Below are 26,417 nucleotides of genomic sequence, written 5' to 3'. Positions count from 1 at the left end.
GTCGTCGTTTAGTCGATGCTTATACCTGCGAGAGATAGGAAGGGAGATTTGATACTGTGAATATGAGTTGCATGGTAATTTTCTCCGGCTTTGTTATAGGCCGGTTTTTTATTTTCCAGAAAGACTTTATTGAAACAGATATTTTGTCTGTCCGCCTCTTGCGGGCAGATTTTTTGTTTGTCAGTAAAGAGGGAGGTTTCTAATGAACGAGGAAGAAAAAAATCAGTCTGAAGACAGTAATCTTGATTTGCAGGCCATATTGAAAAAATCTGACCAGCAAACACAGTTTCCTACTGTTCCACTCGATGAGTTTGTTCCACCTACGTATGAAGAATGGAAGCAAGCATGTATTACATTACTGAAAGGTGCACCCTTTGATAAAAAAATGTATACAAAAACATATGAGGGTATAACTTTTGAACCAATGTATACGAGAGCTATGACGGAAAATATTTTGCCAAAGGCATCTTTTCCGGGAATGGACGATTTTATGCGTGGAGCTCGGGTAAATGGTTATATAAATCAACCATGGGGCATAGCTCAGTCTTGTGATGAGAGTCTGCCTAGGGAGAATAATAAATTATTAAAACATGAAGTAGATCGAGGTTCAACTATTTATAATATACATCTTGATAACGCCACTATTTTAAATCAAGATGCCCAGCATGCCGCAAAAGTTGGGGATGAAGGCTGTAGTATCACAACGATTGATGATATGTATCAGCTATTAGACGGACTTGATTTGAAAAAATATGGTTTGTATATTTATGCGGGAGCTTCATCGCTACCAATGCTGTCAATGACGGCAGCGGCACTTAAGGCAGCTGGCAGACCGGTAAAGATGTTAAAAGGTTTTATCGGAGCAAATCCTTTAGGACAGTTGCTTGAGTCGGGAGAACTCTATACCTCATTAGACGAGTTATATGATGAAATGTATGCATGTGCTGTATGGGCGGGGAAAAATACACCGCAGCTGAGAACTATCATGGTGCGCAGCGATGTGTTTAGTCGCGGCGGTGCTAATGACGTGCAGGAAATAGCATATACATTGTCTATGGCGGTTTCTTATCTGCGGGCATTATTGGAACGTGGTTTGACTATAAAACAAGCTTCGGGACAGTTGTTCTTTGGTTTTTCAATGGGAGCAAACTTTTTTATGCAGATAGCAAAACTCCGGGCAGTTCGTCCCATTTGGGCCAGAATAGTAAAGGCTTTCGGTGGTGATGAAATTGATCAAAGAATGCATATTCATGCTCGCCCTGCATTGTTTTTCAAGACAGTTTATGATCCTTATGTAAATATGCTGAGAAATACTACTGAAATTTTTTCCGGAGTGGTTGGCGGGGTTGACTCATATGAAAATGCGCCGTTTGATGAACCAATAAGAAAGGGAGACGAATTTTCCCGTCGTATTGCCCGTAACGTGCAGATTATTTTGCAGGAAGAATTTGGTATGTTAAAGCCGATTGATCCGGCAGGTGGGTCGTGGGCAGTAGAAAGTCTTACGAAAGAAATAAAAGAAAAAATCTGGCATGAATTTCAGGCCGTGGAAGAAAAAGGCGGATTCCTCAAGGCTGCACAGGTAGGTTATCTTCAGGAAGAAATTGGCAAAATATTGCAGGCCAGATTTAAAAATTCTGAGTATAGAAAAGATCGCATAGTCGGTAATAATATGTATCCTAATTTGACGGAAGAACTGATCGATAAACGCAGTGAGGATGCCGATGAACTGAAAAAACAGCGTATGAATGATATTGGAGCTTATTTAAGTGACATAGATGGAATATTTGAACAGGAATGCATCAGTAAAATTACCACAGCAGATTGGAATGAATTGACGGAAACGGTGATTGAGGCGATAAAAACCGGAGCAACAATTGGAGAAATACGCAAAACATTAAATACACGGCAACAGAAAAACAGTGCTGTTAGATCCACAGTTGAAGCGATACTGCCGCATCGCTGGAGTGAACATTATGAAGCTTTGCGTATGATTACTGAAAAATATGTCGCAGAAAAAAATGATAATGCAAAAATATTTCTTGCTAATATGGGGCCTATACCACAGCATAAGGCCAGAGCAGAATTTTCCACTAGCTTTTTGCAAGTAGGAGGATTCGAAGTATTAAGCAATAATGGCTTCAAGACAATCGATGAATCTGTTGAGGCTGCACAAAAATCCGGTGCGGATGCAGTTGTAATTTGTTCAACTGATAAGACTTATCCGGATATTGTACCGGAATTGGCACCAAAATTAAGAAAAGCTCTGCCGAAAGCAGTAATTTACCTGGCAGGAGCAGCTCCGAAAGATTTGGAAACTGTTTATCACGAAGCCGGAGTTGATGATTTCATTTCAGTCAAGGCTAATTGCTATAAAATTTTGCAATTTTTGCAAAGAAAGAAAGGAATGATTGATTAATGGCTTTCATAAATCCTGATTTTAGCAAAATGGGCCTAGGCGATGCACCGACACATTCAAAACAGGAATGGATGAAAAGGATAGAACAGGAAGTCGGTATGGATTATGATAAAATCACCGGCCGGACAATGGAACATATTCCAATAAAACCAATTTATAATTTTGATGAATATGAACATATGAACCATTTGGATTTTGCCAGTGGTATACCGCCTTGCCTGCGTGGTCCTTATTCCACGATGTATGTATTTCGTCCTTGGACGGTACGTCAATATGCAGGATTTTCTACGGCAGAAGAATCCAATGCTTTTTATCGCCGTAATTTGGCTGCAGGACAAAAAGGCTTGTCAATAGCATTTGATTTACCGACACATCGCGGGTACGATTCTGATAATCCACGTGTATTAGGTGATGTTGGTAAAGCCGGTGTTGCGATTGATTCTATCTTGGATATGCGTATTTTGTTTAGCGGTATACCGCTTGATCAGATGTCTGTATCAATGACAATGAATGGTGCTGTATTGCCGATAATGGCATTTTATATATTGTCCGGTGAAGAACAGGGAGTAGATAAAAGTGTTATGGCCGGTACTATTCAAAATGATATTTTAAAAGAATTTATGGTACGTAATACTTATATATATCCACCAGAAATGTCAATGCGTATAATAGGTGATATTTTTGAATATACGACAAAATATATGCCTAAATTTAATAGTATATCAATTTCCGGTTATCACATGCAGGAAGCTGGGGCAACAGCGGATATAGAACTTGGCTATACATTGGCTGACGGACTTGAGTATATTCGTACCGGTGTAGGAGCAGGGTTACCAATAGATGCTTTTGCCAAACGTTTATCGTTCTTCTGGGCAATAGGGAAAAATTATTTTATGGAAGTGGCAAAGATGCGTGCGGCACGTGTTCTTTGGGCTAAGATAGTGAAATCTTTTGGCGCGGAGAATAATAAATCTATGGCACTTCGTACGCATTGCCAGACTTCAGGCTGGTCGCTGACGGCACAAGATCCGTTTAATAATATCGCCCGTACCTGTATGGAAGCGATGGGGGCGGCTTTAGGGCATACACAATCATTGCATACAAATGCTCTTGATGAAGCTATTGCACTGCCAACTGATTTTTCTGCTCGTATTGCCCGTAACACGCAGCTTTATATTCAGGATGAAACACGTGTATGCAAGATAATTGATCCTTGGGGCGGTTCTTATTATGTAGAAGCTCTGACTAATGAAATAATAAGGCGGGCATGGGCACATATTCAAGAGGTTGAAGCATTGGGCGGCATGGCTAAGGCAATATCCACAGGTCTGCCGAAGATGCGTATCGAAGAAGCTTCAGCTCGCCGTCAGGCACAGATCGATTCAGGAAACGAAACTATTGTCGGACTGAATAAGTATCGTTTGGAAAAGGAAGATCCATTGCAAATATTGGCTATAGACAACACTGCCGTCCGCAATTCTCAGATAGAACGTTTGAAAAAATTACGGGCAGAAAGGAATGCTGATGAAGTCAGAAGTTGTCTGGAAGCACTTACTAAGGCCGCTGAATCTCGCGATAATGGTAATCTGCTGGAACTTGCAGTAAATGCAGCCAGGGCGCATGCTTCCTTGGGAGAAATTTCCGATGCTGTCGAAAAAGTATCGGGACGTTTTAATGCTGTCATTCATACTATTTCAGGGGTATATTCATCTGAATTTACGGATAAAACTGAACTCGATAAAGCCCGCGGTATGGCTGATACATTCGAAAAACTGACCGGTCGCCGGCCGCGTATTTTTGTTGCAAAAATGGGACAGGATGGACATGATCGCGGTCAAAAAGTAATTGCATCGTCATTTGCTGATATGGGATGGGATGTCGATGTCGGGCCTTTGTTCCAGACACCGGCAGAAACGGCCCAGGATGCTGTTGATAACGATGTCCATATGGTAGGTTTCAGTTCACTGGCAGCCGGTCATAATACTCTTTTACCACAATTGGTTGAAGAGTTGAAGAAACTTGGACGGGAAGATATAATGGTCGCCATAGGCGGTGTAATACCAGTACAAGATTATGATTTTTTGTATAAACATGGTGCAGTTGCAATATTCGCTCCAGGAACTAATATACCGGAAGCAGGTGTAAAGCTGCTGACACTTTTGATTAATGAGGCCAAAGAAGAAATGGCCGAAGGATAAATTATGGCTGAATATAAACGTTTTAAACCCGATTGGGCACCAAAAGAAAAAAATGAGGCTTTTGCCTGCAGTGTGATGGATGGAATTAATGGAGTAAAAGATACTACTGTGGGGAATCTCAATCCGATGCTGTTGAATGGAAAGAGAAAAACGAAGCGGAAGATGCTTTTGAATGTTGATGATTATGTTAGTGGTGTGTCTGAGGGAAGCCGCACTATTCTTTCACGGGCAATTACTCTTATCGAAAGTAATAATCCACAGCATTTTGCCAAGGCTCAGCAAGTCCTGCAAAGACTTTTGCCACGCACAGGAAAAGCGCTGCGTATTGGCATAACCGGAGTGCCGGGTGCCGGTAAAAGTACTATGATAGAAGCTTTTGGTAATATGCTGTGTAATATGGGGCACAAAGTGGCAGTACTTACTGTTGATCCGACAAGTTCAGTTACAAGAGGATCAATTTTAGGTGATAAAACACGTATGGGAACGTTATCAAGAAATGAAAAAGCTTTTATCAGGCCATCACCGGCTGGAGGAACATTGGGAGGGGTGGCGCGAAAAAGCCGCGAAACAATGTTGATGTGCGAAGCTGCAGGTTATGATATAATCATCATCGAAACAGTGGGAGTTGGACAGTCAGAAACAACAGTACGTTCTATGGTAGATTTTTTTATGCTGGTGGTGCTGACCGGCGCCGGTGACGAGCTGCAGGGAATAAAAAAAGGCATAATGGAATTGGCTGATGCAGTAGTTATAAATAAGGCTGATGGAGATAATTTATTGAAAGCCAAGGTATCACGCGGTGAATATGAGCGAATGATTGAATATATACGCCCAGCTACCGACGGTTGGCAAACACATGCTTACCTTTGTTCGGCACTTAAAAAGACGGGATTAAAAGAATTGTGGCAAGTGATAGAAATATTTACTCAGATGACAAAAAAAAAGGGCTCGTTTCAAAAACGACGGGAACATCAGTTGCTTGACTGGGTGCATAGCATGATAGATGAACATTTGCACAATTTGTTTTTTGACGATCCGGTAATAACGGGCCGTATACCGGAAGTTCGAAATGCTGTATTGTCGGGAAAAATATCACCTACTCAGGCTGTAGCAGAGCTGATAAAAATGTTCGATATTGAACGTGCAGCATGTCGTCATACCGGATTATTTGATATCCATGAATAATAGTCGATTTATTGGATAATTTTAAGGTCAGGCTGTATAACTGATTAATAAAGACTGGGGATGGAAGAATGTACGCTAAGAAAATTTACTTTGCCGGCGGAAATTTTCATGAACTTCAGGAGGTTTTTTCACGGATAAGGGGCGTACTGTCGGCAACTGCCGGATATATAAACTCAGATGCTGTTGCTCCGTCTTATGAAAAAGTGGCAGGAGATATGACTGGTGCTGCAATGGGAATTGAAATTTCTTATAATCCAAAGGAAATAGATTTATCGACATTACTGGATATATTATTTGCTGTCATAAATCCCTATTGTCGCGATGAACGGGGAAATATGTATAGAAGCGGTGTTTATTATTGTGATAAAGAGGATGAAGTGATAATCGAGTTTTATATGAATTTTTTAAGAATGAGATATAAGGCACCTGCTGTTACGGCAGCTAATGTCACGGTAAACGATCCTTGTTCAGATAATAAAGCTGTATATAAATGCTATGCGGAAGCAGTGCCATTGCGTAATTTTTATCCGGCAGAAAAAAAACATCAATATTATTTGCGAAAAAATCCTCGGACGAAGACTTTCATTGACTTTTTACGGCTCAGGGAACTGGATATAATAACATAATAAATTAAAATACCGGTTATGAAATTTAGGATAAGTATAATTTAAGCTTATCCTAAATTTTTTACTGTTTTTTTACAAAAGTTTTTAATATTCAGATGATATTATGATATAATATCCTTGTTTAGATTGCATTATGATATTAAATATATTTACATAATAATGGCAATTATTTGCCGCAAAGGAAGATAAAATGTTTGTACAGGAACGACGGGAAAAAATTATAACGCTATTGGAAGCCAGCGGTAAGGTTTTGGTCAAGGATTTAAGTGATTACTTTAAGGTGACTGATGACTGTATCCGTAAGGATTTAGCCTTTCTGGAGAAAAAAGGACTATTAAAACGTGCTTATGGTGGTGCTGTGACAGAACGAAAAAATACTCACCAATTAAAAGCCGCTCAGCGCAGAGTAAATATTGCCGAAAAGAAAATAATTGCCGAAAAGGCAATCAAACTTATAAACAACGGTGATGTTGTATTTTTAGATATTTCTACGATTAATATCGAATTAGTAAAATTGATAATACAACAAGGATTGAAGATCAGCATTATTACTAATATGATTGATATAATGAATATTTTGCAGACTGCAAGGACAATAGACATGACGTTTATTGGGGGAACACTGGATTCAAGCGGCGATGGATTTATCGGAGCCTTGGCTGGAAATATTATAGATAAGCTTCATTTTGATATGGCTTTTATGGGAACGGTAGGTATTGATATTCATCGAAAGGCTGTATATATTTATAAACCGGAAGATGGTTTTACTAAACGTAAGGCAGTTGATGCAGCCGATAAAACCTATGTATTAGCAGAAACCGAGAAATTTAACAGAAGTGGTAATTTCCTTTATGCAGCTATTTCTGATTTTGATGTATTAATAACAGAAAAAAAATTGCCGATACAGCTGTTAAAACAATTAGAAAAATATAATATTGAAGTAATGTAAGTGGGAATATTTCACGTATGGATTGATTTAAAATCTGTTATAATGAAGTTAGTATCTATATATAAAGGAGAGAAATGTTTCGATGAAATATTTAATTGACACAGCCAATATTGGAATGATTGAAAAATGTAACGATTTATTACCTATTGCCGGTGTAACCAGTAATCCCAGCATTATAAAAAAAGAAGGCAAAATTGATTTTTTTAATCATTTTAAAAAAATACGCCAGATTATTGGCAGTGCTAAAACCCTGCATATGCAGATTTTAGCGCAGGATAGTGAGGGTATAATAAAGGAAGCCCATACTATATTAGAAAATGTTGATAAAAATGTATTTATAAAGGTACCTGCTACACCACAGGGACTAAAGGCTATACGTCTACTGAAGCAAGAAAATATTGGTGTTACGGCGACAGCTGTTTATACTAAAACACAAGGACTTATGGCGATGGAGGCAGGGGCTGATTATATAGCACCCTATTTTAACCGTATGGAAAATCTTGATATCGATGCAGCTGATACAATTGCCGATTTTGCTGAAATGATTGCTGTTTACGGTTATGAAACACAGATACTGGCGGCTAGTTTCAAGAATATTGCACAAGTTAATACTGCTTTTAAATGCGGTGCTCAAATAGCTACAGTGGCACCGGATATCCTGCTGGCAGCTTTTGCTGTGCCATCAATACAAAAAGCAGTTGACGATTTTGATGCAGATTGGCAGGAAACATTTGGTGATATATCAATCTGTGATTTAAAATGAAAGTATGGGAATAAAAAGCCTGAGAGATTTATTTTCTCTCAGGCTTTTCATTTATTATAATGTGACGTTGAATCCGTTTTGTTGAAAGACTTTGGCATACTGTGTAAGATTTTCACTATACAGTTCCTTAGTATTTTTAAAACTGTAGGGACGATTTAACTGTTCATATTTTTTTTGGCCGAATTGGTGAAAAGGTAATAGATTAATATCTTTTATATCCAGTGAAGCCAGTAAATGAGAAAATTTAACAGCATCAGCTATTTTATTATTTACACTTGGTATGACGGGAATACGGATTATTATTTCTTTTTGCAGGGTTATTGCATAGGCTAGATTTAATAATATGATATCGTTATATACACCGGTATATTTTTTGTGTTTTTGACGGTCATAATGTTTTATGTCAAACAATAGTAAATCTGCATTGATGATTGTTTGTTTAAATACTGTTTTGCTGGCGTAACCAGTGGTTTCTAAAGCAGTGTGCAGATTGTTCTCTTTAGCAGATTTTAATAAAGCGGCCGCAGCTTCGGGTTGCATTAAAACTTCACCACCGGAAAGAGTCAGTCCACCACCGGATTCTTCATAAAAGGGTTTATCTTGTAATACTTCTGCCATTATGGAATCTATGGATTTAAACTGTCCGACCGTTGATAATGCACCATGAGGACAATTATCAGCACATGCGGTACAGGTCTGACAAAGTTTGGACTTATAGCTGAATGATAGATTTTCGTCAAAGTGAATGTTTTTTTGCGGGCAGAGCATTTCGCAGGTGCGGCAGTGATAACATTTGTCTTTATCCCAAAGAAGCTGCCGGTATTGTTGCTGCGATTCCGGATTGCTGCACCAAAGGCAGGTCAAGGGGCAGCCCTTAAAGAATACTACCGTCCTTATTCCAGGACCATCGTGAATACTGAATTTTTGTATATTAAATATATTTGCTAACATATAACTACCTCTGTTTTATATTGACAAAATTGTTTGACAAGGTTAACTTTCAATGTTATTATAGCAATAAATAACAATAAAAATCAATATAAAATAATAAAATAAAATAATTTTTTTAGGAGGATTTATATGAAAATAAATAAGTATTTTGGCTGTCTTACAGCACGTATGGATAAATTCAGAGGAGATCTTGTTAATGCCAAACCGTATATTTGCGCGGAGCGCGCTGTCTATACCACTGAAGCTTATAAGCACTTTGCCGATAGACCTATTATTGAAAAAAGAGCTTATATGCTGAAAAATATTTTAGATAAAATGACTGTTTTTATTGAACCGGAAACATTGATTGCGGGAAATCAGGCATCTGGTAATCGTTTTGCTCCTGTTTTTCCCGAATATGCGATGGATTGGGTTATAGATGAATTGGATAAATTTGAAAAAAGGGATGGTGATATTTTTTATATAACGGAAGAAACTAAGCATAAACTAAGAAATATAGCACCCTATTGGCAGCATAATACAACTAAGGATAAAGGATTGGCGATGATGCCGCCAGAAAGTAAAATATTTTATGATTTGGGGATAATAAAAGCTGAAGGCAATATTACTTCTGGAGATGCGCATCTGGCAGTCAGTTATGAAACAATTTTAAAAAAAGGTTTGAAAGACTATCAGAAAAGAACTGAACAGGCACTGCGGATACTTGATTTGACAACTATGGATGGAATGAATAAATATCATTTTTACAAGGCCGTTTTGATAGTTATAGAAGCTGTTCGCAGTTTTGCCGGACGTTATGCCGATTTGGCTGAACATGAGGCACAGTCGGCTGCAGTAAATCGTAAAAAAGAACTTTTAACAATGGCGCAGATTTTGCGCAAGGTACCTTATGAACCGGCTGATAGTCTGCATGAGGCTGTACAGTCGTTATGGCTGATCCACTTAGTGCTGCAGATTGAATCAAATGGACATTCATTATCGTATGGACGAGTTGATCAATATTTATATCCATACTATAAACATGATATTGATAAAGGAATAATTACACAAGATGGTGCTTGTGAACTTTTGACTAATTTGTGGTTGAAAACTTTTACGATAAATAAAGTACGCAGTTGGTCACATACGCAGTTCAGTGCAGGCAGTCCTTTGTATCAGAACGTGACTATTGGCGGCCAGACGATAAATAAGAAGGATGCAGTAAATCCGTTGTCGTATTTGATATTGAAAAGTGTTGCCCAGGTTCATTTGCCGCAGCCTAATTTAACAGTTCGGTATCATCGGAACATTAGTGATGATTTTATGCGGGAATGTATTGAAGTAGTCCGTCTCGGTTTTGGTATGCCGGCGTTCAATAACGATGAAATAATAATTCCATCATTTATTGAAAAAGGTGTCAAGGAAGAAGACGCCTATAATTATAGTGCCATTGGCTGTGTAGAAACAGCTGTTCCGGGGAAATGGGGATATCGTTGTACAGGGATGAGTTTTTTGAATTTTCCTAAATCATTGCTCATCGGTTTGAATGATGGTGTCGATCTTGAATCGGGGACAAAACTTATGGAAGGTACAGGACATTTTTGCAGGATGCATTCTTATGATGATGTAAAAAACGCTTGGAATAAAACGATTCGTTACTTTACCCGGCAAAGTATTATTATTGAAACCTGCTGTGATATGGTGTTGGAGAAAGATGTACCTGATGTGCTTTGCTCAGCTTTGGTTGAAGATTGTATTGGGCGTGGTAAAACATTAAAAGAAGGTGGTGCAGTTTATGATTTTATAAGTGGTCTGCAGGTGGGAATTGCTAATATGGCAGATTCTTTGGCAGCAATTAAAAAATGTGTGTTTGAAGATAAGAAATTGACACCACAGCAATTGTGGGATGCGTTAGTAAGTGACTTTTCCGGAGAGGAAGGTGAACGTATCCGCCGTATTTTGATTGACGCACCTAAATATGGTAACGATGATGATTATGTTGATAAGCTTATTTGTGAAGCCTATGATGTATATATTGACGAAATAAAAAAATATCATAATACTCGCTATGGTCGGGGACCGATTGGTGGTACTTATTACGCAGGTACATCTTCAATTTCGGCAAATGTAGGTCAGGGGATGGGAACATTGGCAACTCCCGATGGCAGAAAAGCACATACACCATTGGCTGAAGGATGTTCTCCGAGTCACGCTATGGATGTGAATGGGCCAACAGCTGTATTTAAAACGGTGGCAAAATTACCGACACACGAAATAACCGGCGGAGTATTGCTCAATCAGAAGGTAACACCGCAAATATTAGAAAAAGAAACTGACCGTACAAAATTAGTTTATCTTATAAGGACTTTTTTTAATCGCCTGAATGGATATCATGTGCAGTATAATGTCGTATCACGAGCTACTTTGCTTGACGCCCAGCTGCACCCGGAAAAACACCGCGATCTTATTGTCAGGGTAGCAGGTTATTCGGCATTCTTTAATGTATTATCAAGGCAGACACAAGATGATATAATTGCCAGAACCGAACAAGTATTATAGTTGAAGATGGGGTTGTCACATGAACCGTATTGATTTCATAAGATGCAATCACCACCGCTATGCGTCTCCCACTATTTTGTGGGTGGCAAAGAAAGTGGAATATTGTAATTTATGAATAAAAATGGTTACGTGAGACAGCCCCATGATTATGTCTTCAATAGTTTTAGATTAAAAAATACTGCACCACAAGCGATTGCTGCACCCCATAAACCAACGTACTGTATGCTGCTGTATATTACAACCAGGCTGCCACAAGCAGAACCGAGTGCGATACCGATGTTAAAAGATATGGGAACCAGTGAGGCAGAAAAATTGATTGCTTCTGGTTTTTCCCGCACGGCAGTATTTAGAAAATGCAGTTGTGTGGGTGAATTTTGCAGGTACATTACAGTGCCAATAATAAATATATTAATTAAGCATAGGGTAGGAATTTTTATTGTAAGAAACAATGTACTTAAGAATAAAGCCTGTATAAGAAAAAATAAAGGCATACGTCTCATTCCGCCAGTAAGGGCAATATGCCCGGATAAAAAATTACTGATAATAGTGCTGACACCGAAGCCTATTAAAATAAGGCTGATATATCGTTCAGGAATAAATAGATATTTTTGTAATATAGGAGTCAAATAGGTGTAAAATACATATGTAGAAGCTGCACCGCATATAACAATCATAATACCCAGCTGAATGTGTGGCTTTTTTAAAAGTCCTAACTGCCTTAATATATTAGATTTTTGTCCAGATCCGGTGTTAGGAAGATAAAAAATAAGCATCAGTAATATGATCAGGCTAATAAATGACAACAGAAGAAAGGCTGTCCGCCATCCTAAAAGATGAGTTATAAATGTACCGGTCGGTACCCCAAATACAGCTGCCATACTGAATCCGGAAAATATCCAGCTGATAATTTTGGGCTGTATAGCAGGGCCGGCTATTTCGGCAGAAAAAGTCATAGAAATAGCCAAAATGACTCCTGATACAACGGCAATCAGCATGCGAGCCAATATTAAAAATAAATAAGAATCAGCCAGAGCAAATAGTACATTACCGATTATAAAAATTATTGTTAAAATTATTATTAAATAATAACGATTTAATGAGCTGGTGGCAGGTGTAATAATAAATGTTCCAATAGCATAAACAAGGGCAAAAATTGAAACAAGGTTACCAATCATTGCTATAGAAGAATTTATGCTGAGAGCAATGTCAGGTAAAATACCGATGATAATAAATTCACTGGTTCCTAAAACCACACTTAAAAGAATAAGAGTAATAACTGGAAGAAGAGAAAAAGAATCAAAATTTTTCAAGAGAATCTTCCTTATCTAAATTGAATTTATTTAATAACTTTTCCATATGAATATGAGGACAATGTTCATCCATATAAATAGGACCGTTGGCAATATAACCATATTTTTCATAGAATTTTTGTGCCTGAAGCTGTGCGGACAGCACGGCTTTTTTGCCGCCATCTTTAATTATATTCTGCTCGGCAGTTTGCAGAATATAAGCACCGATATGATCTTTGCGATATTTTTTGAGTACGGCTAAGCGACCGATAATATATACGCCGTTAATATTACTGATAAAATAACGGCATACACCGACTGGCTGTGCCGCTTTGTAAAATATAAGATGTATGGCGTGTTTATCGATAGCGTCAATTTCGTTTTTAAACCCCTGTTCGCTGATAAATACTGCTTCGCGAATTTTTTTTGCATCGTTTGTCAGGTGAGTGCTTCGTTCATAATTCAAGTATTGTTCCTCCTCATTAATGAATATGTATAGTATAGATTATTTGCCATGTATTTACAAAGGATCGTTAAAAAACCTTATGATATAAAAAACCTCTGCAAAAGTTAATTAACTTTTGCAGAGGCAAAACAACCAGCTATAAATCTATAGTCAGTAATTTATTACATCATTCCCGGCATTCCACCGCCAGGCATTCCGGCTGGTGCAGCAGGAGGATTCTTTTCCGGCTTGTCAGCGACTAAAGTTTCTGTTGTCAAAACCATAGCAGCAATGCTGGCTGCATTCTGTAGAGCAGAACGAGTAACTTTAGCCGGATCAACGATACCAGCATCTACCATGTTAAGATATTCACCGGTAAGAGCATTGAACCCTTTGCCAGTACCGGCTTTTTTTACTTTTTCTACAACTACAGAACCTTCGAGTCCTGCATTGTTAGCTATTTGGCGTACTGGTTCTTCAATAGCGCGTTTAACTATTTCCACACCGGTCTTTTCATCACCGGAAGATGTGATTTTGTCAAGAGCCGGTAAGATGTCAATAAAGGTTGTACCGCCCCCGGCAACGATACCTTCTTCAACGGCAGCACGGGTAGCATTTAAAGCATCTTCAATGCGGAGTTTTTTATCTTTTAATTCTACTTCGGTAGCAGCACCAATTTCAATTACAGCTACGCCGCCAGATAATTTGGCGAGACGTTCCTGTAGTTTTTCTTTATCAAAATCAGATGTTGTGGCAGCGACTTGCTTTTTGATTTGTTCACAGCGTGATTTGATAGCATCTTTGTCACCGGCACCATCAACGATAGTAGTTTCTTCTTTAGTAGAGCGTACCTGACGAGCACGTCCAAGATCTTCAAGTTCGACACTGTCAAGTTTTCTGCCTAGTTCTTCAGTTATCACATTACCACCGGTTAAGATAGCAATATCTTCAAGCATTGCCTTACGGCGATCACCAAAGCCGGGAGCCTTGACAGCTAAAGCTTTGAAAGTACCACGCAGTTTATTTACGACAATTGTTGCCAAAGCTTCACCGTCGAGATCTTCACCGATGATGACGAGTTCCTTGCCTTGTTTTACGACTTTTTCCAAAATCGGCAGAATATCACCAATTGCAGAGATTTTACGGTCGGTAATAAGGATATAAGGATCGTTCATAACCGCTTCCATTTTATCGGTATCAGTTACCATATAAGGAGATATGTAACCACGATCAAACTGCATTCCTTCAACAACAGAAAGGTTTGTTGCCATACCTTTGGATTCTTCAACGGTGATAACACCATCTTTACCAACTTTTTCCATTGCATCAGCAATGAGATTGCCCATTTCGCTGTCGCTGGAGGATATTGTCGCAACTTGAGCAATAGCAGCTTTGCCTTCAACTTTATGTGATTTTGCTTTTATTTCGGCAACTAAAGTGTTTACTGCTTCTTCGATTCCCTTTTTTATGATCATAGGGTTAGCACCGGCAGCAACATTGCGCATACCTTCACGGATCATGGCTTGAGCGAGTAATGTTGCAGTTGTTGTACCGTCACCGGCAACATCATTAGTTTTTGTGGCAACTTCTTTAACAAGTTGTGCACCCATATTTTCAAACGGATCTTCTAATTCAATTTCACGAGCTATGGAAACACCATCATTTGTAATTGTCGGTGCACCAAATTTTTTATCTAAAACAACATTTTTACCTTTTGGGCCAAGCGTTACTTTTACAGCATCTGCTAATGAATCAACGCCTTTACCGAGGGCACGGCGAGCTTCTTCACCAAATAAAATCTGTTTAGCCATTATTAATGAAACCTCCTAAATTATTGTTGAAACTAATTTTTATTAAGCTATTGCTAAGATGTCGCTTTCACGGACGATCAAATAGTCAGCACCATCAACTTTGATATCAGTTCCAGCATATTTTGAGAAAATGATTTTATCTCCTACTTTTACCTCTGGAGCAACTTTTTGTCCATTGTCGAGAACTTTACCGCCGCCGACAGCTACAACTTCGCCTTCTTGTGGTTTTTCCTTGGCTGTATCCGGCAATACGATACCGCTGGCAGTTTTCATATCTCCTTCAGAAACTTTGATTACAATTCTGTCGCCTAATGGCTTAATCATTGTATGTTCCTCCTTATAAAAATAAATTACTATTATTTTCTTGTTAGCACTCACTTAAGATGAGTGCTAACCACATCTCTTATAATAAATAAAATCAGTGAAAAAATCAAGTGTTTTCGTAAAAAAGTAAAAAAATATTTATTTATATATTATTATAAAAATCCAACGTCGGAGTTGAAGGTACACAGTCTGCATTCGGAATAATAATTTTATCTTGATAGTAATTTATATGTATATGTAGTTGATAGGTTTGATTTTTAAAAAGGGGTTTGTTATAATTTCTAAAGCATTACATTGAAATATTGCGGGGCTGTCGCATGAACAGCATTGACCTCATAAAGATGCAATCCATTACCGCTACGCGGTCCCCTATCCTTTTAAGGGCGGACAAAGAGAGTAAATATTTGCATATTTATGAATGAAAATGGTTACGTGTGACAACTTCATTTTTTTTGGGATTTTATATAATGATAGTGGGGGACTTATATGGAAATAAAATTATTTGCGACAGATTTAGATGGAACTTTATTGACGAATGATGACAATATTTCTGAAGGAAATATTAAAGCGATAAAAGATGCTGTTGATGCAGGAGTCATGGTGACTTTTGCTACAGGACGCATGTATAGTTCTGCGGTTAAATATGCCGCACAGGCGGGGCTGGATGTACCACTTATAACCTACAATGGAGCATTGATAAAGTCAACAGCTGGTAAAATATATTTTGAAAGTTGTATTGAACCGGCAGTTGTCAGTGCTTTTGTCAGATACTGTGCACAAAAACATTGGTATGTGCAGGTAAACAGTGATGATAAATTATATTTTCCTGAATATTTACAGCGTTCGATAAGCTATGAAAAGAGTGTTGGCATAGAGGGAAAAACTATCGGGTGGGAGGCATTGGAACGTAAAAATAGGAATGTTACTAAACTGTTATTTGTTTTGGAAAATTTTGCTAATCCCGATGCACCGGAAAAAGCCATAAATGAAGATGAAATAATCAGTGAAATGATGGAAAAATTTGCAGAGAAAGTAACCTTGGTCAAGTCTAAAAAAGGGTTGATTGAAGTTATTAATCCTGGCGTGAGTAAGGCAAGTGCATTGGATGTGCTGGCAAAACAGATGGGAATTACTATTGATGAAGTTATGGCTATTGGTGATGCTGACAATGACTTACCGATGCTAAGGGCAGCCGGTAAGAGTGTGGCAATGGGAAATGCTGCCAGACATATACAAGATGTATGCGATTATGTAGTTAACGATAATGAAAATGATGGTGTTGCTGAAGCAATATACAGGTATGTATTGAAAAAAAGCATATATTCATAAAAGATGTTTTTAATGCAGCAGTGAGATATGAAAAATGAATACTTACATTTGATTGAAATTGGTTTATAATTGGGATATATACGAAAATGCTTTAAAAGAAGTGTTGTGTTGTAACAGGGGCAGCAAGTTAGTATTATTCAGTCAATCAGCAGTAGCACCAGCATTCAAAAGTGAAATGGATGTGAAAAAAGATGAAGGAAAAAGATGAATTCAGACTTGTTATCGTTACAGGGATGTCGGGCAGCGGAAAAACACAGGCTTGCCGCAATCTGGAAGATTTAGGTTATTTTTGTGTTGATAATCTTCCACCAGTATTTATTCCTAAGTTTGCTGAGCTTTGTATTCATTCTGCCGGGCATGTGAATAAGGTCGTATTGGTAGTTGATACGAGAAGCAGAGAGTTTTTTGATACGTTTGTTCATGTGCTAAAGCAAATGAATGAGGAAAATAAGCCATTTGAGCTGTTGTTCATGGAAGCTTCCGATGAAGTGATCATACGCCGTTATAAGGAAACAAGACGTCGCCATCCAATGGCACCAAATTCACGAATAAGTGAAGGTATAAATATGGAACGGGAGCGCTTAGCCGGTGTCCGTAACAAGGCAACTTATATAATTGATACTTCGACTTTATTAAAAAGTGAATTGAAACAAAAAATTTTTAGATTATTCGGTGATGACTGTGGCGATCAGATGAATATAAATGTTCTTTCATTTGGTTTTAAATTTGGCATGCCGCTTGATGCAGATATGGTATTGGATGTAAGATTTTTACCTAATCCATTTTATATTGAAAAATTACGTCATAAAAGCGGAGCGGTTCCGGAAGTTGCCGATTATATTGCTAAATGGCCAGTTACACAGCAATTCCTTGAAAAGTTAGATGAGCTCATAAATTTTTTGGTACCACAATATATAAAAGAAGGAAAAAGTCAATTGGTAATAGCTATTGGCTGTACCGGTGGCATGCACAGATCCGTATTTATAGCACGGCATCTATTCAATTTGTTGAAAAATAGGGGATATTTAGCTAATCTGGAGCACCGCGATTTAATGAAAAATGATGTTGATGAACATCTACAATAGGTCTAATATGGGGGAAACGCATTCATGCACCTTTTGAAATGGCTTTATCCTGGTATGCGATTTAAGCGCTGGCTGCTTTTATTCGCTGCCGGTGTGCTTTTGATAATAATCGGATTAACTATAGTATTTAACTATAAATATATTGACGGTATAGAAGAATTTATTTTCCGTATAGTTTATACTACTACAGGAACATATAATTATACAGTGACTAATGCGGTGGGAATATTAATAGCCTGTATTGGTTTTATTGTCATGCTTTTGGCTATGCGAATGACAATAAGGTCGATTATTACAGTATTGCTGCCGGATAGCTCGGAAAAACTGGTAGATTTGATATATGAAAAGAGAAAATTAGACAGAGGACCAGCGATAACAGTTATCGGCGGCGGTACCGGATTATCAGTATTGCTGCGTGGATTAAAAGAGGTTACGAGTAATATTACGGCAGTAGTTACGGTTGCTGATGATGGAGGTTCATCAGGAAGATTACGCAATGAATTCGGGATAATACCGCCAGGAGATTTACGTAATTGTCTTGTTGCATTGGCAGACACTGAACCATTAATGGAAAAATTATTCCAGTATCGTTTTGAAGGTGAAAGTGAGCTTGCGGGGCATAGTTTTGGCAATTTATTTATAGCAGCAATGACTAAAGTCACCGGTGACGTGGAAAAGGCTTTAATGGAATCCAGTAAGGTTCTGGCAGTTAAGGGGCGTGTTTTCCCAGCCAGTACGGCAAAGATAAGACTGAATGCAACAATGGAAGATGGAAGTATTATTGAAGGTGAATCACAAATTCCACTTGCCCACAAAAAAATTAAACGTGTGCACATTTTCCCACGTGAAGTAGAACCTGTACCGTCAGCAATAAATGCAATAAAAAACGCTGAAGTTATAGTATTGGGACCGGGCAGTTTATATACCAGTATCATGCCTAATTTTCTTGTCAAAAAAGTTGCTGAAACTGTAAGGAAAAGCAAAGCTATAAAAATATATATCTGTAATGTGATGACACAACCGGGAGAGACGGATGATTATACAGTATCTATGCATGTAAAGGCAATACTTGAACATGCGGGGATTGGCAGCGTTGATTATGTACTGGCTAATGATAAGCAGATTTCTCCGGCATTACAAGATTATTATGCTCAAAAAGGTCAATATCCGGTGGTCGTGGATGAGGAGGCAATTCATGAACTTGGTGTCGGTTTTGTAAAGGCTGATATAATAAATGAAACTAATGTAATTCACCATGATTCGGAAAAATTGGCCAATAATATAATGCAGATGGCTTATGGATTGAAAACTGACGGTAAATGGAATAAAAGAAAATAGTGATTAGGGGGTAGAATGATGCCTTCTTTTTCTATGGAAGTAAAAAATGAACTGGCGCATTTTAATGAAAGCAATATTTGCTGCCTTTATGCTGAGCTTTCAGCATTGCTGCGTATGGGTGGTACTTTTGTATTAAATATGAGACATCACCTTGGAATAAATTTTTCCACAGAAAATGCTGCGGTGGCCAGACGCGTGCTGGCTTTTACAAAGGGATTGTGCATTGGTGAAATCAATACGGAACTGATAGTCAGGCGGTCACGTCGGCTGCAAAAAAATAATTACTATACGATTCGTGTGCTGCCATCGAAGAAAACTAATAATTTATTTGAAAAATTGGGATTTATTGACGGCAACGGTGGCTTTAATATGGGAAAAGATGGTGCTCTTTTAAGTAAATATTGCTGTAAAGAAGCATATCTGCGCGGAGCTTTTTTAGGTGGTGGTTCAGTAAATCGCCCTGATGGCGGGTATCATTTGGAAATATCGACAAGTAATTATGAATTTTTTTGTCAACTTGATGTATTATTAGGCCAGTTTGGTTTCTCGGCGGGAAAAACTATGCGCAAGGAAAATTATGTGCTTTATTTAAAAGAAAGTGAGGCTATTATAAGCTTTTTACGAATGATTGGTGCCAGCCAGATTTTGGAAGAGTTTGAAAGTGTGCGTAATCTTAAGGAAGTACGCAATCAGGTCAACCGCCTGGTAAATTGCGAGACAGCTAATTTGCAAAAAACGGTAGATGCATCTTTGCGTCAGGTGAAGAATATAACTGAACTGTTAAAAAGAGATAGTATAGATAAGCTGCCTGATACATTAAGAAAGGCGGCGAGAGCAAGGATAGAAAATCCTGATGCATCGCTTAGTGAGCTGGCACAGATATTAGGAATAGGAAAATCCGGAGTCAATCACCGGCTGCGTAAATTGGAGGCAATGGCTCGTAGTTTGAAGGAATGTGAAAAATAGTGAAATATTATAAAATCCTTTTGGCAGTGTGTTTAATAATCTCACTGCCAATTGCCGGTGCCCTTTTATATCTTCAACAAAAAGGTAATGATGGTGTATTGATACTGGAGTATCATAAGGTCAACAATGATGATAATGATGAATATACGACGCCTGTAAACGATTTTGAGGAACAATTGGATTATTTAACAAGGCAGGGGTATAAGACTATTTCAATAATGGATTTTGTCAGGGCAAAAAAGTATGGAGAGAAATTGCCGGCTAAATCAGTAATTTTGACTTTTGATGATGGTTATGAGGATAATTATACTGATGTTATGCCTTTTTTAAAAGATCATGCTATGAAGGGGACGGTTTTTATAATTGCCAATGATGTAGGACAGCCTGGGTACTTGTCATGGCAGCAGATAAAAGACATGCAGTCGACCGGTATGGAAATTGGTAGTCACACGGCTAATCATCTGCCGTTGACGACACTTTCGGCAAGTGAAATTGACAGTGAAATAAAATTATCAAAATTGTTAATGGAGTGGAAGGGATTAAAAACAATTTATTTTTTTTCCTATCCTAATGGTGCTTATAATATTACCGCTGAGCAAGATTTGAAACAATATGGTTATTTAGCGGCAGTTACCGGAGACCCGGGCATAAATAAGTTTTCAACCGATCCGTTTCTTTTACAACGTACATATATACCAAGATTACGTTTTGGCATGACAGAATTTAAGTTAAGAATTTTAAAGAGCAAACTTTATAGTGTGCTCAATATAAAACAAAATAAACTATAGGACATTGCGAAAAATGAAATTTATCAAATCTATGGCATGGACATCAATTATTGTTTTTGCAACAATAATTTTTATTTTCTCTCCTTCAGCACAGGCACGACATAATGAAACTGCTGAAAGTACGGTAAATAAAACGGCAGATGAAGTAAGAAGTGAATCGATGTATACACCGCAGAATGCATCAAAACCGGTGCTGCAAAATAATTTTAGGGTACAAATGGATAAATTGACGAAATGGCCGGTAAAACGTATCGATGAGTCTGGGACACTGCTGTTTTCCGACAGCCCGGAGACGGTTTATCAAGATGGTATTTTATATAGAGACACTGTTACAGGCAAGGGAAGGCTATATTATTATCATGTTAATGGTACCGATAAAAGGAAAAAAGTAGTAGTGATGTTGTCAAACAAGGGAAATGATTTAGCTCATTTTAACATTACCCGATCGGCTCAGTCAGGACCAAGTACAGATTATCTGTATGTGGGCAAAACGTCACAAATACGCTATTTCAGTTATCAGGTGCCGCGGCAGATAATTATCGGTAAAAATAAACCGGAGCTGCTGGAAGATAATATGAATACCATTCTGGTAAGAAAAGACGAGCTGGTTTGTGGTATTTATGATTTTAGTACAGATCAGTCGGTGGAAATTACAGTAATGATGATGCCGCTGGATGATGATCCTTATCAATTTTTAAAGCGTGCTGCAGTGTTGCCGAAAGATGAAAGCCGGTTGCGCGGAACTTTCAAAAATATGGATAGAATTTTGCAGGGTGAACAGTATTACAATCCTGAAAAAGACGGGGCGGTGAGTATTACTGTTGCTGATGATAAGGATGATAAGTATTTAACCGGTATTGATGCCACTGATGGGACTGAAGCTAAAAATTATGGCAATTATGGAGTGATTTATTATTTGGACATTCCTACCAGTGGAATGGGTAAAATACATTATTATCTGCAGCCATTAGGAGGAGTTTATGCAGGGGCAGTTGCTGTGCGGGTAAATGATGAACGGGGGCTTGATCTTATACCGACACCCTCCGAACGGGCATTCTTTGGTGAAAATTCCAAACAGCTTTATTATGCAGATTTGGGAGTATATAATGCGAGGGATAATGTTTTATTTGAATATTCGCCACCGGGAGCATCTAACTTACCGGTAAATATTATTTTGACACCGGCGCAATGATAAATTTCAGTTAAATGTATTGATTGAATTGGGAAAAAATTATACAATAGATAGAGTATTTGTATTTTGATATATAAGGAGGCCGTTTGATGAAACATATAAAAACGATTAACAAACCCTATCTGCAGAGCACTATAAAAACTGGTGGCTGTGGCGAATGCCAGGCATCGTGCCAGTCAGCATGCAAGACTTCCTGTACTGTGGGAAATCAAGTTTGCGAAAAAAGACAATGATTTTATGAAGCTAAAGAGGCTGTTGATGCAGCCTCTTTTTAGTGTAAGAAGGGATTTTATTTAAAATGAAGGAAAATATCCATAAATTTCATTATAAAGACATATATTTTTTATTGGATGTCAATAGTGGGGCGGTGCATGTCGTTGATGCGATGACTGCTGACATTATGGACATATTTGATGGACATAATGATGAAACGGTAATTGCTCAATTAAGTGGTATATATAAAATTTTAGAATTAGCAGAAGCACTATCGGAGCTTCATGAATTGATTAATAAGGGTCAATTATTTGCACCGGATATCGATGTGCCGCCGGTGTTTTCAGAAAAAGGTATTGTAAAATCAATGTGTTTGCTGGTTGCACATGACTGTAATCTGCGCTGCAAATACTGCTTTGCCGATTCGGGTGAGTTTGGTGCTGATCGCAGACTCATGAATAATGAAGTCGGAGAAGCGGCTGTGGAATATATTATTCGGCACAGTGGCAACAGACAGCATTGCGAAATAGATTTTTTTGGTGGAGAACCATTGGTAAACATGCCTGTAGTAAGACATTTGACTGAATATATCAGAAATCGGGAAAAAGAAACCGGGAAAATTTTTAAGTTGACTTTAACAACAAATGGAATGTTACTTACGGACGAAAATATAGCATTTTTAAATGACAATAATATAAGTGTGGTTATCAGCCTGGACGGGAGAAAAGAAGTTCATGATCGTATGCGGCCTGACGTCGGAGGCAATGGTACATATGACAGAGTAATAAGTAACTTTAAGAAACTTGTGAAATCCAGAAATGATGAAAACTATTATATGCGAGGAACATATACTAAATATAATCTGGATTTTACCAAAGATGTATTGTCAATGGCAAAAGAAGGGTTTGACATATTATCAATGGAACCGGTTGTCGCTAAAGATGCCGATTATGCTATCTTGAAAAGTGACTTGCCGCGTATTTTTGCTGAGTATGATAAGCTGGTGGATGCCTATTTGCAGTATAAAAGTAAAGGAAAAGGATTTTTCTTTTTCCATTTTAATATGGATCTAAGCAATGGACCCTGCGTTGCCAAAAGACTCAGCGGCTGCGGCGCCGGACATGAATATTATGCAGTGGCAGCAAACGGTGATATGTATCCTTGCCATCAGTTTGTCGGACGTAATAAATATTTGCTGGGAAATGTATTTGATGGGGTGAAAAATACTGATTTGCCGCAGTATTTTAGAAATTGTCATGTTTTGAATAAGGAAAAATGCCGCGACTGCTGGGCAAGATTTTTTTGCAGCGGTGGTTGTCATGCTAATGCTGATTTGTTTAACGGTGATATATATAAACCCTATGAAATCGGTTGTGAACTGCAAAAAAAGCGGTTGGAGTGTGCGATTGCTGTTCAGGCTATAAATAATATGGAAAAGTGATTTTTCAAACGGTGATAAATAAATTTTCGATGTACGCGTTTAACTCTTTATTTGTAAGTAAAACCGTTGACAAATAATATGATTTTATTGTATCATAAATGATGATAAAGCTATTAGAGATATCTAATGGTTCGGCGCTTGCTGTTTATTGGGGGTTGGAGTTATTTAACTCCTTGACAAGTGATGACGGCCAAACGATATATCTGGAGGTTTCCAGAAAATTTTTTAAATTTTTTAGGGGGTATTTTACAATGGCAGTTAAAGTTGCTATTAATGGTTTTGGTCGCATTGGACGTCTTGCTTTCAGACAGATGTTTGATGCAGAAGGATATGATATTGTTGCTATTAATGATTTGACCAGTCCTAAAATGCTTGCACATCTTTTAAAGTATGATTCTACACAGGGCAGATATCAGTATGGTGATACTGTAGAAGCCGGTGAAGGATCTATAACTGTAAAGGGTAAAAAAATTACGATTTATGCAAAACCAAATCCAGAAGAGTTGCCTTGGAAAGATCTTGATGTTGATATAGTACTTGAATGTACTGGTTTCTTTGCTTCTAAAGCTAAGGCTGAAGCTCATATCAGAGCAGGTGCTAAGAAAGTCGTTATTTCTGCTCCTGCCGGCAATGATCTTCCTACCATTGTCTATAATGTAAATCATAAGGATTTAAAAGCAAGTGACACCGTTATTTCAGCAGCTTCCTGCACAACTAACTGCTTGGCTCCTATGGCTGATGCATTGAATAAACTGGCTCCTGTCCAGAGCGGTATCATGACAACTGTTCATGCTTATACCGGCGATCAGATGCTCTTGGACGGCCCACAGCGTAAGGGAAATCTTCGCCGTTCCCGTGCAGCGGCAGTTAACATTGTTCCTGCAAGTTCCGGTGCGGCAAAAGCTATTGGTCTTGTTATCCCGGAATTAAATGGTAAATTAATTGGTTCAGCACAGCGTGTTCCTACTCCTACCGGTTCAACCACACTTTTAGTAGCAGTAGTAAAAGGTAAAGTTACTGTTGATGAAATCAACAAAGCTATGAAGGCTGCTGCAACTGAATCTTTCGGTTATACGGAAGAAGAAATTGTATCCAGTGATGTCATTGGCATGAGATTCGGATCATTGTTTGATGCAACGCAGACAATGGTAGTTCCGATGGATGATGGTAATACTCAGGTACAGGTTGTTTCCTGGTATGATAATGAAAATAGCTTTACCAGCCAAATGGTTCGCACAATCAAATATTTCGCTGAACTGAAGTAATATTGTTCGGCCTTATGCCTAATAAGGTCCGGCCTTAACGGGCCGGGCCTATTTTATAGTTCGCGGAGGATTAAAATGAAAAAGAAAACAATCAGAGATATTGATGTAAATAATAAAAAAGTTTTTATTCGTGTTGATTTTAATGTTCCCATGGATGAAAATCAAAATATAACTAATGATAAAAGAATAAGAGCAACATTACCAACGCTTAATTATTTGCTTGAACATAATGCAGCACTTATTCTTGCATGCCATGTTGGCAGGCCAAAAGGTCAAAGAGTGCCTGAACTATCGGTTAAACCTATAGTAAAGAGACTTTCTGAGTTATTAGGCAAGGAAGTAAAATATGCTGATGACTGTGTAGGTGAAGCTGCACAGAAAGCGGCAGCTGCTTTAAAACCGGGTGAAGTTCTTTTATTGGAAAATTTGCGTTACCATAATGAAGAAACCAAAAATGATCCGGGATTTGCAAAGCAATTGGCATCTTTGGCTGATGTGGCAGTAGATGATGCTTTTGGTGTTTCTCATAGGGCACACGCATCCAATGTAGGAATTGCTCAATATATCGAAGTAGTAAGCGGTTTTCTCATTGAAAAGGAAATAAAATTTATCGGCCAGGCTCTTGCCGATCCGCAGCGTCCATTCGTTGCCATCATTGGTGGAGCTAAGGTGTCTGATAAGATAGGTGTTATTTCTAATATGCTGGAAAAAGTTGATACATTGATTATTGGCGGCGGTATGGCTTATACGTTCTTAAAGGCCCAAGGATATAATGTTGGTAATTCATTGTTTGAAGAAGATAAAGTTGCTTTAGCCGGTGATCTGCTGGCGAAAGCCAAGGCTAAAAATGTAAATGTTATTTTGCCGGTCGATATAGTAATAGCTGATAAATTTGCTGCTGATGCCAAACACGAAATAGTTGCTGCGGATAAAATAAGAGATGGTTGGATGGGACTGGATTGCGGTCCGGAAACCAGTAAACGCAACGCTGCTGCTTTAAAGAATGCTAAGACAGTAGTTTGGAATGGACCTATGGGTGTTTTTGAATTTGATGCATTTGCTAAAGGAACGGAAGCTGTTGCTAAAGCTGTCGCTGATTCAGGGGCGATAAGCATTGTAGGCGGCGGTGATTCTATAGCAGCATTAAAGAAAACGGGACTTTCCGATAAGATAAGTCATATATCCACAGGCGGTGGTGCTACATTGGAATTTTTGGAAGGAAAGCCAATGCCTGGTATAGAAGCAATAGCTGATCTTTAATAGATGGTTTATTATTAACGGATGGATGATTATCAGCCGGTT

22 protein-coding genes are annotated in these 26,417 nt (G+C 38.3%); 17 read left to right on the top strand and 5 right to left on the bottom strand.

Translation table 11 applies throughout. The features are described 5' to 3' along the window. The first annotated feature begins 202 nt into the window (after window positions 1-202). From F8M42_RS08105 to F8M42_RS08080, 6 genes are all read left to right on the top strand, one after another. Window positions 203-2,419 carry a methylmalonyl-CoA mutase family protein gene (locus F8M42_RS08105; RefSeq protein ID WP_182185849.1) on the top strand — a complete coding sequence of 739 codons (2,217 nt, stop codon included), beginning with the start codon at window positions 203-205 and terminating at the stop codon, window positions 2,417-2,419. Continuing rightward, window positions 2,419-4,617 (top strand): methylmalonyl-CoA mutase, encoded by a 2,199-nt coding sequence (gene scpA, locus F8M42_RS08100; protein WP_182185847.1) that lies wholly within the window; start codon window positions 2,419-2,421, stop codon window positions 4,615-4,617. The genes F8M42_RS08105 and scpA overlap by 1 nt, the downstream gene beginning before the upstream one ends. Before the next feature lie 3 nt (window positions 4,618-4,620). Continuing rightward, complete coding sequence (gene meaB / locus F8M42_RS08095; RefSeq protein ID WP_182185846.1) at window positions 4,621-5,802, top strand: methylmalonyl Co-A mutase-associated GTPase MeaB; 1,182 nt, start codon at window positions 4,621-4,623, stop codon at window positions 5,800-5,802. 68 nt (window positions 5,803-5,870) lie between these two features. Then, on the top strand, window positions 5,871-6,428 hold the full coding sequence (locus F8M42_RS08090; RefSeq protein ID WP_182185844.1) for a peptide-methionine (S)-S-oxide reductase: 558 nt from the start codon (window positions 5,871-5,873) through the stop codon (window positions 6,426-6,428). A 190-nt stretch (window positions 6,429-6,618) separates the two neighbouring features. Further along, window positions 6,619-7,377, top strand: a complete 759-nt coding sequence (locus tag F8M42_RS08085; RefSeq protein WP_182185842.1) for a DeoR/GlpR family DNA-binding transcription regulator — start codon at window positions 6,619-6,621, stop codon at window positions 7,375-7,377. Window positions 7,378-7,459: 82 nt separating this feature from the next. Next, window positions 7,460-8,140 (top strand): fructose-6-phosphate aldolase, encoded by a 681-nt coding sequence (locus F8M42_RS08080; protein WP_182185841.1) that lies wholly within the window; start codon window positions 7,460-7,462, stop codon window positions 8,138-8,140. Window positions 8,141-8,194: 54 nt separating this feature from the next. Here the strand turns inward: F8M42_RS08080 and F8M42_RS08075 are convergent, their stop codons facing one another. Next, complete coding sequence (locus tag F8M42_RS08075) at window positions 8,195-9,091, bottom strand: glycyl-radical enzyme activating protein (protein WP_182185839.1); 897 nt, start codon at window positions 9,089-9,091, stop codon at window positions 8,195-8,197. Window positions 9,092-9,220: 129 nt separating this feature from the next. Between F8M42_RS08075 and F8M42_RS08070 the strand changes: the two genes are divergently transcribed. Next, entirely contained in the window at window positions 9,221-11,629 is a 2,409-nt protein-coding gene (locus F8M42_RS08070) for a glycyl radical protein (RefSeq protein WP_182185837.1), read from the top strand. Window positions 11,630-11,775: 146 nt separating this feature from the next. Here F8M42_RS08070 and F8M42_RS08065 read toward each other — a convergent pair whose 3' ends face one another. The 4 genes from F8M42_RS08065 to groES all read right to left on the bottom strand — a co-directional run bounded on the left by F8M42_RS08065 (window position 11,776) and on the right by groES (window position 15,498). Then, complete coding sequence (locus tag F8M42_RS08065; protein ID WP_182185835.1) at window positions 11,776-12,939, bottom strand: MFS transporter; 1,164 nt, start codon at window positions 12,937-12,939, stop codon at window positions 11,776-11,778. After that, entirely contained in the window at window positions 12,926-13,384 is a 459-nt protein-coding gene (locus tag F8M42_RS08060; protein ID WP_182185833.1) for a GNAT family N-acetyltransferase, read from the bottom strand. The genes F8M42_RS08065 and F8M42_RS08060 overlap by 14 nt, the downstream gene beginning before the upstream one ends. A gap of 161 nt (window positions 13,385-13,545) precedes the next feature. Next, window positions 13,546-15,174, bottom strand: coding sequence for a chaperonin GroEL (gene groL, locus F8M42_RS08055; protein ID WP_182185831.1), 1,629 nt, complete (start codon window positions 15,172-15,174; stop codon window positions 13,546-13,548). 42 nt (window positions 15,175-15,216) lie between these two features. Beyond that, a complete protein-coding gene (gene groES / locus F8M42_RS08050) occupies window positions 15,217-15,498 on the bottom strand; it encodes a co-chaperone GroES (RefSeq protein WP_182185830.1) in 282 nt (93 codons plus the stop codon). A 486-nt stretch (window positions 15,499-15,984) separates the two neighbouring features. On the opposite strand from groES, the gene F8M42_RS08045 reads away from it, so the two are divergent. The 10 genes from F8M42_RS08045 to F8M42_RS08000 all read left to right on the top strand — a co-directional run bounded on the left by F8M42_RS08045 (window position 15,985) and on the right by F8M42_RS08000 (window position 26,375). Beyond that, the gene (locus F8M42_RS08045) at window positions 15,985-16,827 is read left to right on the top strand and encodes a Cof-type HAD-IIB family hydrolase (protein ID WP_182185828.1); all 843 of its coding nucleotides are present in this window, start codon (window positions 15,985-15,987) and stop codon (window positions 16,825-16,827) included. 191 nt (window positions 16,828-17,018) lie between these two features. Then, window positions 17,019-17,912, top strand: a complete 894-nt coding sequence (gene rapZ, locus F8M42_RS08040; RefSeq protein ID WP_182185826.1) for an RNase adapter RapZ — start codon at window positions 17,019-17,021, stop codon at window positions 17,910-17,912. Between the two features lie 24 nt (window positions 17,913-17,936). Then, window positions 17,937-19,250, top strand: coding sequence for a gluconeogenesis factor YvcK family protein (locus F8M42_RS08035; RefSeq protein ID WP_182185825.1), 1,314 nt, complete (start codon window positions 17,937-17,939; stop codon window positions 19,248-19,250). An 18-nt stretch (window positions 19,251-19,268) separates the two neighbouring features. Next, a complete protein-coding gene (gene whiA, locus F8M42_RS08030; RefSeq protein ID WP_182188685.1) occupies window positions 19,269-20,216 on the top strand; it encodes a DNA-binding protein WhiA in 948 nt (315 codons plus the stop codon). Continuing rightward, entirely contained in the window at window positions 20,216-21,004 is a 789-nt protein-coding gene (locus F8M42_RS08025; protein WP_229711306.1) for a polysaccharide deacetylase family protein, read from the top strand. Before whiA ends, F8M42_RS08025 begins: the two co-directional genes overlap by 1 nt. A gap of 13 nt (window positions 21,005-21,017) precedes the next feature. Next, the gene (locus F8M42_RS08020; protein ID WP_182185823.1) at window positions 21,018-22,196 is read left to right on the top strand and encodes a copper amine oxidase; all 1,179 of its coding nucleotides are present in this window, start codon (window positions 21,018-21,020) and stop codon (window positions 22,194-22,196) included. Window positions 22,197-22,285: 89 nt separating this feature from the next. Beyond that, complete coding sequence (gene scfA, locus F8M42_RS08015; RefSeq protein ID WP_182185822.1) at window positions 22,286-22,429, top strand: six-cysteine ranthipeptide SCIFF; 144 nt, start codon at window positions 22,286-22,288, stop codon at window positions 22,427-22,429. Between the two features lie 65 nt (window positions 22,430-22,494). Continuing rightward, window positions 22,495-23,850 carry a thioether cross-link-forming SCIFF peptide maturase gene (gene scfB / locus F8M42_RS08010; RefSeq protein WP_182185820.1) on the top strand — a complete coding sequence of 452 codons (1,356 nt, stop codon included), beginning with the start codon at window positions 22,495-22,497 and terminating at the stop codon, window positions 23,848-23,850. A 251-nt stretch (window positions 23,851-24,101) separates the two neighbouring features. After that, complete coding sequence (gene gap, locus F8M42_RS08005) at window positions 24,102-25,115, top strand: type I glyceraldehyde-3-phosphate dehydrogenase (protein WP_182185819.1); 1,014 nt, start codon at window positions 24,102-24,104, stop codon at window positions 25,113-25,115. A 75-nt stretch (window positions 25,116-25,190) separates the two neighbouring features. Beyond that, window positions 25,191-26,375: a phosphoglycerate kinase gene (locus F8M42_RS08000; RefSeq protein ID WP_182185817.1), complete on the top strand. Its 1,185-nt coding sequence runs from the start codon at window positions 25,191-25,193 to the stop codon at window positions 26,373-26,375. Window positions 26,376-26,417 lie beyond the last annotated feature (42 nt).

The sequence above is a fragment of the Pectinatus frisingensis genome (assembly GCF_014076555.1).
Taxonomy (GTDB): domain Bacteria; phylum Bacillota; class Negativicutes; order Selenomonadales; family Selenomonadaceae; genus Pectinatus; species Pectinatus frisingensis.
This window is presented reverse-complemented; position numbering and strand designations above follow the sequence as displayed.